General features: G+C 63.3%; 15 protein-coding genes. 8 read left to right on the top strand and 7 right to left on the bottom strand.

Features of this window, described 5'->3' with window-relative positions:
• Window positions 1–165: 165 nt before the first annotated feature.
• Window positions 166–1,680, top strand: coding sequence for a DEAD/DEAH box helicase (locus BLU35_RS10780; RefSeq protein WP_093233044.1), 1,515 nt, complete (start codon window positions 166–168; stop codon window positions 1,678–1,680).
• Window positions 1,681–1,688: 8 nt separating this feature from the next.
• Window positions 1,689–2,156 carry an NUDIX domain-containing protein gene (locus BLU35_RS10775; RefSeq protein ID WP_058324141.1) on the top strand — a complete coding sequence of 156 codons (468 nt, stop codon included), beginning with the start codon at window positions 1,689–1,691 and terminating at the stop codon, window positions 2,154–2,156.
• 97 nt (window positions 2,157–2,253) lie between these two features.
• Here the strand turns inward: BLU35_RS10775 and BLU35_RS10770 are convergent, their stop codons facing one another.
• The 7 genes from BLU35_RS10770 to BLU35_RS10740 form a co-directional block, all read right to left on the bottom strand.
• The gene (locus BLU35_RS10770) at window positions 2,254–2,571 is read right to left on the bottom strand and encodes a TfoX/Sxy family protein (protein ID WP_058324140.1); all 318 of its coding nucleotides are present in this window, start codon (window positions 2,569–2,571) and stop codon (window positions 2,254–2,256) included.
• Between the two features lie 4 nt (window positions 2,572–2,575).
• Window positions 2,576–4,192 carry an NTP transferase domain-containing protein gene (locus BLU35_RS10765; protein ID WP_058324139.1) on the bottom strand — a complete coding sequence of 539 codons (1,617 nt, stop codon included), beginning with the start codon at window positions 4,190–4,192 and terminating at the stop codon, window positions 2,576–2,578.
• The gene (locus tag BLU35_RS10760) at window positions 4,189–4,896 is read right to left on the bottom strand and encodes an XdhC family protein (protein WP_058324138.1); all 708 of its coding nucleotides are present in this window, start codon (window positions 4,894–4,896) and stop codon (window positions 4,189–4,191) included. The genes BLU35_RS10765 and BLU35_RS10760 overlap by 4 nt, the downstream gene beginning before the upstream one ends.
• Before the next feature lie 2 nt (window positions 4,897–4,898).
• Complete coding sequence (locus BLU35_RS10755) at window positions 4,899–5,231, bottom strand: XdhC family protein (RefSeq protein ID WP_058324137.1); 333 nt, start codon at window positions 5,229–5,231, stop codon at window positions 4,899–4,901.
• Between the two features lie 24 nt (window positions 5,232–5,255).
• The gene (locus BLU35_RS10750) at window positions 5,256–6,509 is read right to left on the bottom strand and encodes a vWA domain-containing protein (protein WP_093233043.1); all 1,254 of its coding nucleotides are present in this window, start codon (window positions 6,507–6,509) and stop codon (window positions 5,256–5,258) included.
• Window positions 6,510–6,511: 2 nt separating this feature from the next.
• Window positions 6,512–7,441 (bottom strand): AAA family ATPase, encoded by a 930-nt coding sequence (locus BLU35_RS10745; RefSeq protein ID WP_058324135.1) that lies wholly within the window; start codon window positions 7,439–7,441, stop codon window positions 6,512–6,514.
• Between the two features lie 126 nt (window positions 7,442–7,567).
• A complete protein-coding gene (locus tag BLU35_RS10740) occupies window positions 7,568–8,017 on the bottom strand; it encodes a flavin reductase family protein (protein WP_093233067.1) in 450 nt (149 codons plus the stop codon).
• A gap of 331 nt (window positions 8,018–8,348) precedes the next feature.
• Here BLU35_RS10740 and BLU35_RS10735 point away from each other — a divergent pair, with 331 nt between their 5' ends.
• The 6 genes from BLU35_RS10735 (at window position 8,349) to purB (ending at window position 13,855) form a co-directional block, all read left to right on the top strand.
• On the top strand, window positions 8,349–9,437 hold the full coding sequence (locus BLU35_RS10735; RefSeq protein WP_093233042.1) for a branched-chain amino acid ABC transporter substrate-binding protein: 1,089 nt from the start codon (window positions 8,349–8,351) through the stop codon (window positions 9,435–9,437).
• On the top strand, window positions 9,434–10,441 hold the full coding sequence (locus BLU35_RS10730; RefSeq protein ID WP_176907204.1) for a P1 family peptidase: 1,008 nt from the start codon (window positions 9,434–9,436) through the stop codon (window positions 10,439–10,441). The genes BLU35_RS10735 and BLU35_RS10730 overlap by 4 nt, the downstream gene beginning before the upstream one ends.
• 75 nt (window positions 10,442–10,516) lie before the next feature.
• Window positions 10,517–11,194: a ribulose-phosphate 3-epimerase gene (rpe, locus tag BLU35_RS10725; RefSeq protein ID WP_057250174.1), complete on the top strand. Its 678-nt coding sequence runs from the start codon at window positions 10,517–10,519 to the stop codon at window positions 11,192–11,194.
• Window positions 11,191–11,934, top strand: a complete 744-nt coding sequence (locus tag BLU35_RS10720) for a DUF2259 domain-containing protein (RefSeq protein ID WP_093233041.1) — start codon at window positions 11,191–11,193, stop codon at window positions 11,932–11,934. The genes rpe and BLU35_RS10720 overlap by 4 nt, the downstream gene beginning before the upstream one ends.
• Window positions 11,931–12,491 carry a hypothetical protein gene (locus tag BLU35_RS10715; protein WP_502688147.1) on the top strand — a complete coding sequence of 187 codons (561 nt, stop codon included), beginning with the start codon at window positions 11,931–11,933 and terminating at the stop codon, window positions 12,489–12,491. Before BLU35_RS10720 ends, BLU35_RS10715 begins: the two co-directional genes overlap by 4 nt.
• Window positions 12,492–12,553: 62 nt before the next feature.
• Window positions 12,554–13,855 (top strand): adenylosuccinate lyase, encoded by a 1,302-nt coding sequence (gene purB, locus BLU35_RS10710; protein WP_057250170.1) that lies wholly within the window; start codon window positions 12,554–12,556, stop codon window positions 13,853–13,855.
• Window positions 13,856–13,971 lie beyond the last annotated feature (116 nt).

Below are 13,971 nucleotides of genomic sequence, written 5' to 3'. Positions count from 1 at the left end.
TTGACAAGAAATGCGACAGATTCGCCACTATTTACCTTTTGCTGCTTCAACGTGCTGGATTTCTTGACTTTCAGCGACGTTCAGCTTATGAGCGCGGCCACGTCTCGTGCGTTTTCCATCGATCGATCAGTGTTCTATTGAACCGGAACGGAAACAGATTTCCCTTTGACCAATTTTGCTGACCTTGGCCTGAGCCAAAAAGTTCTCTCCGCTGTCACCGATGCGGGCTACACAATCCCGACCCCGATCCAGGCTGGCGCCATTCCGCCGGCCCTGCAGCGTCGTGACATTCTGGGCATCGCCCAGACGGGAACGGGTAAGACCGCTTCGTTCGTGCTGCCGATGTTGACGCTGCTGGAAAAGGGCCGCGCGCGCGCCCGCATGCCGCGCACGCTCATCCTGGAGCCGACGCGCGAACTCGCCGCCCAGGTCGCGGAGAACTTCGACAAGTACGGCAAGAACCACAAGCTCAACATCGCGCTTCTGATCGGCGGCGTTTCGTTCGATGAGCAGGATCGCAAGCTCGAGCGCGGCGCAGACGTTCTGATCTGCACGCCCGGCCGCCTGCTTGATCACTTCGAGCGCGGCAAGCTGCTGATGACCGGCGTCGAGATCCTGGTCATCGACGAAGCCGACCGCATGCTCGACATGGGCTTCATTCCCGACATCGAACGCATCGCCAAGATGATCCCGTTCACGCGTCAGACTCTGTTCTTCTCGGCGACCATGCCGCCGGAAATCCAGAAGCTCGCCGATCGCTTCCTGCAGAACCCGGAGCGCGTCGAAGTCGCCCGCCCGGCCTCCACGGCACAGACGGTGACACAGCGCTTCGTCGCGGCGCACGCCAAGGATTACGAAAAGCGCGCGGTGCTGCGCGATCTGATTCGCGCCCAGGACGATCTGAAGAACGCCATCATCTTCTGCAACCGCAAGAAGGATGTCGCCGACCTCTTTCGGTCGCTCGAGCGTCATGGCTTCTCGGTCGGCGCCCTGCATGGTGACATGGACCAGCGCTCGCGCATGGCCATGCTTGCCGGCTTCAAGGACAACAATATCACGCTGCTCGTTGCATCCGATGTTGCTGCCCGCGGCCTCGACATCCCCGATGTCAGCCATGTCTTCAACTTCGACGTTCCGATCCATGCGGAAGACTATGTTCACCGGATCGGCCGCACCGGCCGTGCCGGTCGCTCTGGCGCCTCCTTCACGCTTGTGACCAAGCGCGACACGAAGTTCTCCGATGCGATCGAGAAGCTGATCGGCCAGAAGGTCGAATGGCTGAACGGCGACCTTTCCAATTTGCCCGAGCCGTTGGAAAGCCACGACAGCGGTCGCCGCGATCGCGGTCGCGATCGCGATGGCCGCAAGGACCGGAAAAAAGATGGGGATCGCGGCCCGAGGGCTCGCGCCGATCATAAATCCGATACCGTGCGTGTCGATAGTGAGGCCGAAGTTGCAACAGTCGTGGAAAGGGCGGAATCGGTGAAACCGGCACGCAGCGCAGAAAACAAGCAGGGACAGAACAACCGCGCCGATCGTCCGGTGCGCGCATCGAACCCGGCCAACGATGACAATCGCGATCGCCGCAACCGTCACCGCCGCGACTATGATGACGGCCCGACGCCCGTTGGCTTCGGTGACGAAATCCCCGCTTTCATGCTGATTGCCGGCAAGGCCTGATTAAACCTATGGGCCTGCCGGGCATCGATTTTCCGGGTCTCGGCTGCGGACTTGCAATCGTGCGCGACGGCAAGATCCTGCTCTACAAGCGCGTTAACGCGCCTGAAGCCGAGCACTGGAACATCGTCGGCGGCAAGGTCGATCATATGGAACGCTCGGAAGCCGCAGCGCGGCGCGAGGCCGAAGAGGAAAGCGGCCTCCAGATCCGTTCGAGCGAGTTCCTCTGCCTCAGCGAACAGGTGATCGAGGCTGACCGCCAGCACTGGATCTCGATGATCTATGTGACCCGGGACTTTATCGGCGAGCCTGAACTCACCGAGCCGGACAAGCTTTCCGCTCTCGGCTGGTTCGATCTCGATGCCCTGCCCCAGCCGCTGTCACGTTTTACGGCCGACGCAGTCGATGCGTTGCGCAGGCTGGAACACAAGAGCGCCGTGCGTTCAAGCGAAGGCACAAAGGACGCTCTAGCACTTTGATTATAGAGCATCTTTCCGCCTCCAGTGATTCCACTTGAGAGCGGGATCCTCCAGCGGCGCAGTCGTCGCGGATTGCCTCCGCCGGCGGGTTTATCCTCTATTTTCTCGATCGTAACGCTGCTTCATAGGCAAGCCGCACCCAGCGCGCCATCTCGTCGGGGTCGTCAAAGGCGTCGTCCGGTATGCTCCAATAGGGCATCTTCACCGGCTTGCCCTTGCCATCATAGGCCCATTGCCGGGAGCCGGCCGCCTCGAAGGTCGGCGCCGTCTGCTCGTCCCCCTTCAGGAGGATTTCTCCGTCCACCTCGAGTGCGAAGATGATGCCCTGGCAATAGATCCCCTTGCCGCCGAACATCCGCTTGATGGTCACCGGCCCCAGCGTCTCGAACATCTCCTCGATGGCAGCATTGTCCACGCGTTCATTCCTCCAGGATACCGCCGGCAGCCACAATCTGCTCCGGCGTGTCGAGATCAAGCCGCGCCGCCGAACCAAGCTCGACATCGATGACCGGCAGTCCGCACTTCTCGATGATGTGCCTTGCGCCAACGTCTCCAACCAAAAGACGGACAGCGGAAAAGGTTTGCCGCGGCAGGATGACCGGATTGCCGCGTTGCCCATCGGCGGTTGCCCGAATGACGGCGCGGCCGCCTTCGGCCGCAAAACGATCGAGCAACCTGCGCAGATCGCCGCTGCTGACGCCCGGCATGTCGGCGAGCATGACCAACATGCCCGCGGATCGCTCGTTGATGGCCGAAAGTCCAATCGTCAGAGATGAGGCCATTCCGGACATGTAGTCTGGATTCGAGACGAGCTTCGCGGGCAGACCCTCCAACGCAGCGCGGATATCGGTCTCGCGGTGGCCGGTGACCACGACAACCCCGCCGGGGGCCGCAGCAATCGCTGCCTCGACGCTGCGGCGAACCAGCGGCACGCCGTCAAAGGTCGCCAGCAGCTTGTGCCCGCCGTCCGGTCCCATCCGGCTGGCGCGGCCGGCGGCCAGAACGACGATCTCGACCGGTCCTAACGGCAACGCCGTTGCTTTTTCACGCGGCTGCGGCCGGGTCGGGATTTCGCCGAGCAAACCACCGACGCCAAGGCCGGTTATGTCGTCGAAGCTCGGCCACTCGCCGGCGAGGATACGGTCGAGGATCCAGTCGAATCCGTTCTCGCGCGGGCTGCGGGCGCATCCGGGAGCCCCGATCACGGGGATCTCGCCGACACGGCCAAGAACGAGAAGATTGCCGGGATCGACGGGCATGCCGACATGATCGACGACGCCGCCTGCCCGACGAACCGCCGCGGGAATCACATCATCCGGATCGGCGACAGCGGAAGCACCGAAGACCACCAGCAGGTCATGGTCGGCCTGGAGTTCGTCGATTGCCGCGGCGACCGCGCCTTCCGTGTGTGCGACGCGTCGCTCGGTCACAAGCTCGCTTCCCGATTGCCGCAGGCGAGCCGCCAGGATGGTTTTCGTCTTGTCCATGACCTGGGGTTTCAGTGTCGGCAACTGAGTTGCTATTAGCGCTGCGCGTCGCGCGGAAAAGGGTTTTACTTCGAAGGCGGCATGGCTCCGGAGCAGCTTCTGTGCTTCCTCGACGAGTTGGCCGGCCACGGCGAGTGGAATGATCTTGATCGTCGCGACCATGTCGCCGGCCTGCACAGGCACATGGTCGGCAAGGCAGGCGAGCGTGATGGCGGGATCGATGCGGTTCAATCGGTTGACGGTGTCGCGCTTCGCGACGAAGAGGCCGGCAACCCGAGAGTAGACGTTCACACGCCCGGTTGCCGCCTGAGAGAAGCGCAGGTGGTCGGGTGCAATTGCCGCCGCAATGCGCGTTGCGGCCTCGTCTTCCATGAGATCGCCGGGGTCAAGGCGCGCAACAACCACCTCCAGCGTGCCGCAGGCGATCAAGGCGGCGATATCGGCGGGCGAAAGCCGGTGACCCTTCGGCAGCCGGATCTCATCCGTCTTGACCGCATGCGCCAGCATGGCGCCCTCCGCTTCGCTGGTCTTGACCGGCCCGAACCTCACGCAATCACTCCTTTGACATGGCTGGTATCGCGGCGCCGTAGCGCCTCGATGATTTCGGCCAGGATGGCGACGGCGATCTCGGCCGGGCTCGCCGCACCGATATCGAGGCCGATCGGTGCGCGGATGCGGGCTATGTCAACATCGGAAACACCGGCCTGTCGCAACCGTTCGACCCGTGTCGCATGGGTTTTCCGGCTGCCGAGCGCGCCGACGTAGAAACAGCCGGCTGCAAGGGCGACCCGGATTGGTTCGTCGTCGATTTTCGGATCATGGGTGACGGCCAGCACGGCGGTGAAGCGGTCGAGCGGCCTCTGTTTCAGGGCATCCTCGGGCCATTCGGCGATGAGCTCGACGCCTGCGAAACGTTCCGGCGTTGCGAAGGCAGTACGCGGATCGATGATCGTCATGTCGAAACCGGCAACGGGCGCCAGCTGGGCCAAGGCCTGTGAAATATGCACGGCGCCGATGACGAGAATGCGTGGCGGCGGCAAGTAGACATTGAGGAAGAAAGAGCCCTGCTCCGTCTCCACGATCCCGGCCTTGCCGGATTGCAGGGCGCGCGCGACCGGGCCGCGCCAGACATCCGGACAATCATCGCCCTCGAGATAGACCTGGCTGCTGCTGCCGGCTAGAGCGCTGACAGTGACAACCGCCCGACGCGCCGAACGCGCCGCATTGAGTGCTTCAAGAATCCTCCGTTCCATCGCTAGCCTTCGACCCGTTCAACAAGGACCCGGATCCTGCCGCCGCAGGAAAGTCCCACGCGCCAGGCGGTTTCGTCCGCAACGCCGAAATCGAGGATCCTTGGCGCGCCCGAAGCGATGACATCTGCCGCTTCGGTGATGACGGCGCCTTCGACGCAGCCGCCGGAAACCGAGCCCTGAAAATTGCCGTCGCCGTCGATCACCAGATGGCTGCCGACGGGGCGCGGCGCCGAGCCCCAGGTTTCGATCACGGTGGCAATCGCCACCTTACGCCCTTCCTTCATCCAGGCTTGGGCGATGTCGAGCGGATCCAGAACATTTGCAGCTTCCAGCATGTTGCCACCCTCCCGCCGGACAGATCAAGATCTGAGGAACCGCCGCGGGTTAGCCTGCCGGGAACCCTGCCCGGAAAGCGCCTTCACCAGTTCCCCAATCGATTCAAGATTGTGCACCGCCCGGAATTCGTCAACATGCGGCAGCATCGCTCTGACGCCGCGCGCACGCGCCTCGAAGCCGTCGAAGCGCAGCAGCGGGTTGAGCCAGATCAGCCGGCGGCAGGACCGGTGCAGTCGATCGATTTCGATTTCAAGATCGCCCACATCGTCACGCTCCAGGCCATCGGTGATCATCAGCACGATGGCGCCTTGTCCGAGCACGCGCCGCGACCAGCGTCTGTTGAATTCATGCAGCGTTTCGCCAATGCGCGTACCGCCGGACCAGTCCTTCACCGCAGCCACGCAGTCGTCGATCGCGGCATCCGGATCGCGATTGCGCAACTGGCGGGAGACATTGGTCAGCCGTGTGCCGAACAGGAAGGTGTGCACGCGCCGCCGCTCCTCGGTCAACGCATGCAGGAAATGCAGAAAGATGCGGGTGTACTGGCTCATCGAGCCCGAGATGTCGGCAAGCACGACGAGCGGTGGATGCACCACACGCCGCTCCCGGAACCGCGGCAGGATCAGTTCCCCGCCGAAACGCATCGCGTCACGCACGGTGGCGCGCGGGTCGATGCGGATCTGCCTCTTCGATGGGCGGAAGCGACGGGTTACGACACGGTCCATCGGCAGCGTCAGCGCGGCAAGGGCGCGTTTCGCCTCGGCAAGTTCGGCAGCACTCATCTGCGCGAAATCGGCCCGACGCAGCAGCTCGCGGCCCGAAACCGTGAAGCGCGCATCGATATCGATCTCGGGTTCCTCACGTGGCGGTCGATCCGCTTCGTGCCCGGAAAGCAACGCATCGCTGACGCGTGTCTCGCCGGCACGCCGCTGGTGCCGCTCGCTTTCGCGCTCCGGCGCCAGCGGCGACATCATCGCGATCATCTTCTCGACGAGGCCGCGCGAGCGCCAGAACAGCCGAAAGGCTTCGTCGAACACCGGCTGGTCCTCGTGGCGCTTCACGAAGACGCATTGCAGTGCGGCGTAAAACGCATCCCGGCCGCCGATTCCGATCAGTGCCACCGCATCGATGGCATCGGCGATGGCACCGGGCCCGATCTTGATGCCGGCGCGACGCAGGGCGCGTGCGAAGAAGACGATGTTGTCGGCAAGCCGGCCGTCGCTTTCCCCAAGCGGCGGGACAATGGCACCATCCCTGTGCTCCTCCCGCTCCTTCATGGTCAGCCCGCCGCCAGCAGTTCCGCCTTGACTTCGGCGAGCAGCTTGCGCCCCTCGGCACCCTCGATCCTGGCGATGTCGTCCTGATACTTGAGCAATGTTCCGAGCGTATCGGCGATCGTTTCCGGATCGAGCGCCAGCCGGTCGAGTTCCGTCAGGGCCGTTGCCCAGTCGATCGTTTCGGCGACGCCGGGGTTCTTGAAGAGGTCGATTGTCCGCAGCCGCTGCACATAGGCGATGACCTCGCGCGACAGCGTCGCGTTGCAGCCGGGTACCTTGCGGCGGATGATTTCCAGCTCCTGCGCCGCCTTGGGATAATCGACCCAATGATAGAGGCAGCGTCGCTTGAGCGCGTCATGGATTTCGCGGGTGCGGTTGGTGGTGATGATGACGATTGGCGGTTCGTCCGCCCGGATTGTTCCAAGTTCCGGTATCGTGACCTGAAAATCGGACAAAACTTCGAGCAGGAACGCCTCGAAGGCCTCATCTGTCCGGTCAAGCTCGTCGATCAGGAAGACAGGCGCGCGGCCCGCGCTGGAAGAAATTGCCTGCAGGACCGGGCGGCGGATCAGGAAGCGTTCGGAAAAGATATCGCTTTCGATCCGTTTTCGATCGACCTTGCCGGCTGCTTCCGATAGGCGGATTTCCAGCATCTGTGCCGGATAGTTCCATTCGTAGACGGCCGAGGCGACGTCGAGGCCCTCATAACATTGCAGCCGGATCAGAGGCCGATCGAGCGCCTTTGCCAGAACCTTGGCGATCTCGGTCTTGCCGACGCCTGCTTCGCCCTCGAGAAAGAGCGGGCGCTTCATCCTGAGCGCCAGAAACAGCACCGTCGCCAGCGCCGTTCCCGCGAGATAGTCATGCGCCTCCAGCAGCGCCATCGTCTCCTCGATGGACTGCGGCAGGGCTGTGGTCGCCTGTGTCGCCATGTCTCCTCCGCCACGGCTCGAATCGATAACTTGATGTTGAAAAGCGAATGAATTCACTCTTCCAACTCAAAGGCTTACGGCGATCTTCTCATGTCTCGATGGGCACGAAATCTCGCCACGTAAAACTTATAGCGAGTGGTATCCGCGGTCCACATAAATGAGTGGCGGCCGCGCCGGCCCGATAGCGACATCGACGACCTCGCCGAACAGCACCAGATGCGTGGCGATCGTCTTCACCTCGATGAGCCGGCAATCGAACGAAGCGATCGCGTTGGTGAAGATCGGAGAGCCTGTCGTCAGCTTGGTCCACTGGCCAAGGGCAAAGCGCAGATTCATGTCGAGTTGATCGCGGCCGGAAAAAGCGTGTGCCATGGCGCGATGTTCATCGCCAAGCAGATTGAGCGCGAAACTGTCGCTGCGCGTGAAGATCTCATTGCGCGGATTGGCGCCGTTGAGGCAGGCCAGAACCGTCGGCGGACTGTCGGACACGGAGCAGGATGCGGTGACCGTGACACCGCGCCGCTCGACACCATCGGCCACGGTGATGATCTGCACGTGACCGGCCAGGCGACTCATGGCGTCGCGATAACTGATGGGGTCCAGCCGGCTCTTGTCCAACAATTCTTTCTCCGAGCGAAGTCAGCCACATACATAGACAGTACCGGGAAATATGAAACCCGCTGCAAGGAGAATCTTGCAGATCTGCGACACGGCAGCGACGCGGATAGAACCATCCGCGTCCGAAGTCACATCTTTTCCTTTGACGCGGTAGGGCACATCCTTAAAACATATGGCCACTACCGTGCCGCGCGCCAGTCGCGACCGGCACGGAAAAGGCAACGTAAGGGCTCGCCGCGGGGTCAGGATCCCTCCTGATCCGGGGAAAATGCGGCAGCGGAGAAAATGGATGCTTCGATCGATCGTCGCCAGCCTTGTCGTGGCCGGACTGGTACAGGCCGCACCCGCCGCGGCAGCCGGCATCAAGGTGGCCGTCGTCGCGCCGGTCGAAGGCCCGTTTGCACCTCTCGGCAAGCAGATCATCGATGGCGCCGCGTTCCAGGCCGGCGATCGCGGCAGTGAGATCGTCGTCATTCCAGAGACTTGCGATACGGCCGGCAACGAAGCGCTGACCAAGGCGCTGCTTGCGGCAGGCGCCGAGGCAGCGATCGGGTTTCTCTGCACCGAAAGCCTGGACGCCACACTTCCGGCACTTGCCGAAGCGGGCCTTCCCGCCATCACCCTCAGTGTGCGTTCCGATGTCCTGATGGAAGATGCGCTGAAGAAGAAGTGGCCGCTCTTCCGTCTTGCGCCGAGCGGCAACGCCGAGGCTGCCAGCATCGTCGACACCATCGTCCAGCGCTGGAAGGACAAGCCGATCGCGTTGATCGACGATGGAACCATCCACAGCCGGGAACTGGTCGAAAGCGTGCGCTCCGCCCTCGGCGAAATTGGGCTGACACCGGTCTTCACCGACACCTATCGGCCCGCCCAGGAGCAGCAGGTCAACCTGGTGCGGCGACTGGTGAAGAGCGGCGCGACCCATGTCTTTACCGGTGGCGACAGGCAGGACACGGCGGTGATCGCGCGCGATGCGCAAGGCGAAGGCGCGAGCCTCACCTTGCTCGGCGGAGACGCGCTGAATGCCGCCGATCTCACCGTGCCGCTCGCCGATGGCGTTTTCGCGGTCACCCTGCCGGACGCATCGCAATCGCCCGAGGGCAAGCCGGTCGCGGACGCCTTGCGGGCCGCCGGAACCGAACCGGATGGCTACGTATTGTCCGCCTTTGCGGCGGTCTCCCTGCTCGAGCAAGCCAAGGACCAGGCGGAAAAGGACGACAAGCCCCTTCTCGACGCATTCGCCAAGGGACCCTACCCGACCGTGCTCGGCCCCATTGCCTTCAACGCGCAGCACGAGCGCGCCGAAAATCCCTATCGCCTGATGCAGTGGCAAGGCGGCCGCTTCGTGCCAGTGCCCGCCGAAGGAACCGCCCAATGATGCGCACCGGACCGCTGAACCTGATTACCGACGTCGCGGGCCTGACGGTCGGCAATGCCGAGGACCACCGACTGAAGTCCGGCGTCACCGCCATCGTCTGCGATCCGCCGGCAACCGCTGCGGTTCAGGTGCTGGGCGGCGCGCCCGGAACGCGGGAAACCGATCTGCTCGACCCGCACAATACGGTGCAGACAGTCGACGCCCTGGTGCTTTCCGGCGGTTCGGCCTTTGGCCTCGATGCTGCGTCCGGAGCCCAGGCCGCGCTAAGAGAAATGGGCCGCGGCTTTGCCGTCGGTCCGCACCGGATACCGATCGTGCCCACCGCCATCCTGTTCGACCTGATCAACGGCGGCGACAAGGATTGGGGACGTTACCCGCCCTATCGCGAACTCGGCTTCGAGGCGGTTCGTTGCGCCGGCCCGTCGTTCGCGACCGGAACCGCCGGCGCCGGTACCGGCGCTCTGACCGCCGCCTTCAAGGGCGGCCTCGGCTCGGCATCGACCGTTCTGCCAAGCGGCATCACCATCGGCGCGCTGGTTGCGGTCAACGCGCTCGGTTCGGCGACCGTTGGTGATAGTAGGCATTTCTGGTCCGCACCCTTCGAGCTTGACGGCGAGTTCGGTGCGCTCGGCCTGCCGCATCCACTGCCCGCTGACGCCGCCGATATCCGCATCAAGTTCCGGGACCGGCAGTCCGCAGCCGCCAACACGACGATCGCCGTCATCGCGACGGATGCGGTGCTTACAAAGGCCGAAGCGAAGCGCCTGGCAATCGCCGCCCATGACGGTTTTTCCCGAGCGCTCTGGCCGGCGCACACGCCGCTCGATGGCGATCTCATCTTTGCGCTTGCCACCGGCGCCAGCGGCAAGACCCCCACACTAGAGGATTTCATCGATCTCGGCGCGGTGGCGGCATCGACGATGGCACGCGCCATCGCCCGTGGCGTTCATGACGCGGCCCCGGCCGAAAACGACCTCATGCCGTGTTGGTCGCAGCTCAGGTGACGCAGCTTTGATCGCGAGCATGTTGTTTGCGCGGCCAGCCGGTGCTATTGCGCGGAAAACACGCTGGAGTGCGCCATGACCCATCCTATCCGCATTGCTCCGTCGATCCTGGCGGCCGATTTCTCCAAGCTCGGACAGGAAGTCCGCGACGTCGTCGATGCCGGCGCCGACTGGATCCATCTCGATGTCATGGACGGGCACTTCGTGCCGAACATCACCTTCGGCCCCGACGTGATCAAGTCGTTGCGCCGCTACACCGATGCGACGTTCGATTGCCACCTGATGATTTCGCCCGCCGATCCGTTCCTCGAAGCCTTTGCGAAAGCCGGCTGCGATATCCTCACCGTGCATGCCGAAGCCGGTCCGCACCTTCACCGTTCGCTGCAGACCGTCCGGTCGCTCGGCAAGAAGGCCGGTGTCTCGCTCAACCCGGCAACGCCGGAAAGCGCCATCGAATACGTGCTCGATCAGGTTGATCTCATCCTGGTCATGACCGTGAACCCGGGCTTTGGCGGACAGAAGTTCATCGAAGCTACGGCGGAAAAGATTCGCCGCATCAAGGCGATGATCGGCGATCGTCCGATCGAGATCGAAGTCGACGGCGGCATTACGCCCGACACGGCGGCTTTCGCAACCGGCGCCGGCGCCAACGTTCTCGTCGCCGGTTCGGCGATCTTCAAGGGCGGCTCCGTCGAAGCCTATCGCACGGCGATCGAGGCGATCCGCACGCCGGCAGAGAAGGCCTATCGATGACGCCGCGCGCGGCACTGCCCGGCGTGCTTTTGCTGGGCGCTGCGGCAGCCGCAGCGCCGGCCTTGGCGGGCGACTATGCCGCGCTCCAGCCGATCGGCTTTTCGGCCGACGGCAATGTCTTCGCCTTCGAGGAATACGGCGTTCAGGATGGCTCCGGCTTTCCCTATTCGACCATCTATGTGATCGATACGCGCAATGACAGCTTCTTGCCCGGTGCGCCGGTGCGCGCCGTCAGCCGCGAAGATGGCAGCCCGCTCTCCAAGGCGCGTCACGAGGCACGCCGCCGTGCGGCACCCTTGATCGACGCCTATCGCCTGGCTGATGCACCCGGGCTGCTTGCCGCCTTCAATCCGATCACCGAGGCGAACGCCAAGCCGCTGGCGCTGACCTACTATTCCTTTGCGGCCGACGAAGGGTTCCGCGAGACCTATTCGGTGACGCTCGAAGAGAAGACCTTCGAGCCCGAAGGCATCTGCAAGGACTTCCTGAAGGAGGTCAAAGGCTTTCGTCTGTCGATGACGATGAAGGCGGGCAAGCCGGCGACCGACGTCCTGCAGGAGGACAGCCGTTTGCCCGAGAGCCGCCGCTGCCCCACCGGCTATCAGGTCGGTGGCGCCGTCACCCATCGGAATGACGATGGCTCCGAAACCCACGTCATCATGGTTCTCGTCAAGTCGCTCGGCTTCGAAGGCACGACCGATGGACGCTGGATCGCGATCCCGACTCGGATCGCGAAATGAACGACGCGGTGGCCGGCGTCGAGGCAAAAGCAGATCTGGCGCCGGTAGGTGTCCTGCATCGGCGCCGGCTCGCCCAATCCCTTCCGACGATGCGGGCGCTTGTCATCGGCGCGCCACTCTGGGGCGGCGCGATGGCGTTTTCGGCCTGGTGCGGCCTCTGGCTTCGCGAGCGTGCTCTCACCTTTCATCTGTCCGAGCTGCTTCTGATCTTCGGCTTCGGGGCGCTTCTGGCCTGGGCGCCATCGCTGTTCCTGGCTCGACTTGCAGCCTTGGGGCGTCGGCCGGAAACGCGTTTTGCGGCTTACTTCTTCTTCCTTTCGCTAGGCACCGTCGCGATGACGGCGATGCTCTATGCTCTCGACTACCGGCAGTTTTACGCCCAATGGCACGCGCCTGCCGGCACCAGGACCTGGTTTTTCCAGCTCGCCTTCACCTCGCTCATCGCGTTCTACCAGTTTCTGGTGATGGGGCTTCGCCTCTATCTGCCCCTCGGTGGTGCTATACTCGTCGGCGTCAGCCTGTGGCTGGCGAGCGAGCGCACGAGCCAAACGCGTTGAGCTTCACGGCTATCTTTGCTAGAGGCACGGCCATCCTCCACTGACGACGAAAGCTAAAGCCCATGATCCCGCGCTACTCCCGTCCGGAAATGGTGGCCATCTGGTCGCCGGAAACCAAGTTCCGCATCTGGTTCGAGATCGAGGCTCATGCCTGCGATGCGCTTGCCGAAATCGGTGTGATCCCGAAGGATGCGGCCCGCACGATCTGGGAGAAGGGCGGCGCTGCCACCTTCGACGTCGCGCGCATCGATGAGATCGAAGCCGTCACCAAGCATGACGTCATCGCCTTCCTGACGCATCTTGCCGAATTCGTCGGCCCGGACAGCCGCTTCATCCACCAGGGCATGACCTCGTCCGACGTGCTCGACACCTGCTTCAACGTCCAGCTCGTCCGCGCGACCGATCTGCTGCTCGCGGATCTCGACCATCTGCTCGAAGCTCTGAAGCGCCGCGCTTTTGAACACAAGGACACGGTGACGATCGGCCGTTCGCACGGTATCCACGCCGAACCGACGACGTTCGGCGTCAAGCTGGCGCTTGCCTATGCCGAGTTCGACCGCTGCAAGCAACGCCTGCTGGCCGCACGTGAGGAAGTCGCCACCTGCGCGATCTCCGGCGCAGTCGGCACCTTCGCCAACATCGATCCGCGCGTGGAAGAACATGTCGCCAAGGCGCTTGGCCTGAAGCCGGAACCGGTTTCGACACAGGTCATCCCGCGCGACCGTCATGCCATGTACTTCGCCACCCTCGGCGTCATCGCCTCGTCGATCGAGCGCCTGGCGACGGAAATCCGTCACCTGCAGCGCACCGAAGTGCTCGAAGCCGAAGAGTATTTCTCGCCGGGCCAGAAGGGCTCGTCGGCAATGCCGCACAAGCGCAACCCTGTTCTGACCGAGAACCTGACGGGTCTCGCCCGCATGGTCCGCGCCTTCTCGGTACCCGCAATGGAAAACGTTGCCCTCTGGCACGAGCGCGACATCTCGCACTCCTCTGTCGAGCGCATGATCGGACCGGATGCGACGGTGACGCTCGACTTCGCGCTTGCCCGCCTGACCGGCGTGATCGACAAGTTGCTCGTCTACCCCGAGAACATGATCAAGAACATGAACAAGTTCCGCGGTCTGGTTCATTCGCAGCGCGTGCTGCTGGCGCTGACCCAGGCAGGGGTATCGCGTGAGGATGCCTACCGCCTCGTGCAGCGCAACGCCATGAAGGTCTGGGAACAGGGCAAGGACTTCCTTGAGGAACTGCTGGCCGATACGGAAGTCCGTGCGGCGCTTTCCGAGGAAGACATCCGCGAGAAGTTCGATCTTGGCTACCACACCAAGCACGTCGACACGATTTTCAAGCGCGTCTTCGGCTGAGCCTGACAGTGCGCGGGTCACACGCCCGCGTTGCGCCTCATGAATATGCCCGCATTTGGCGCACATCGCTCAAATGCGGGCTTTTCTTTTAGCGCGATATTCAGTGATCGTGTGTG

The sequence above is a fragment of the Sinorhizobium sp. NFACC03 genome, assembly GCF_900103435.1.
Lineage (GTDB): Bacteria > Pseudomonadota > Alphaproteobacteria > Rhizobiales > Rhizobiaceae > Ensifer.
Note: the sequence above shows the minus strand (reverse complement) of the source record. Positions and strands in the feature narration are given on the sequence as shown.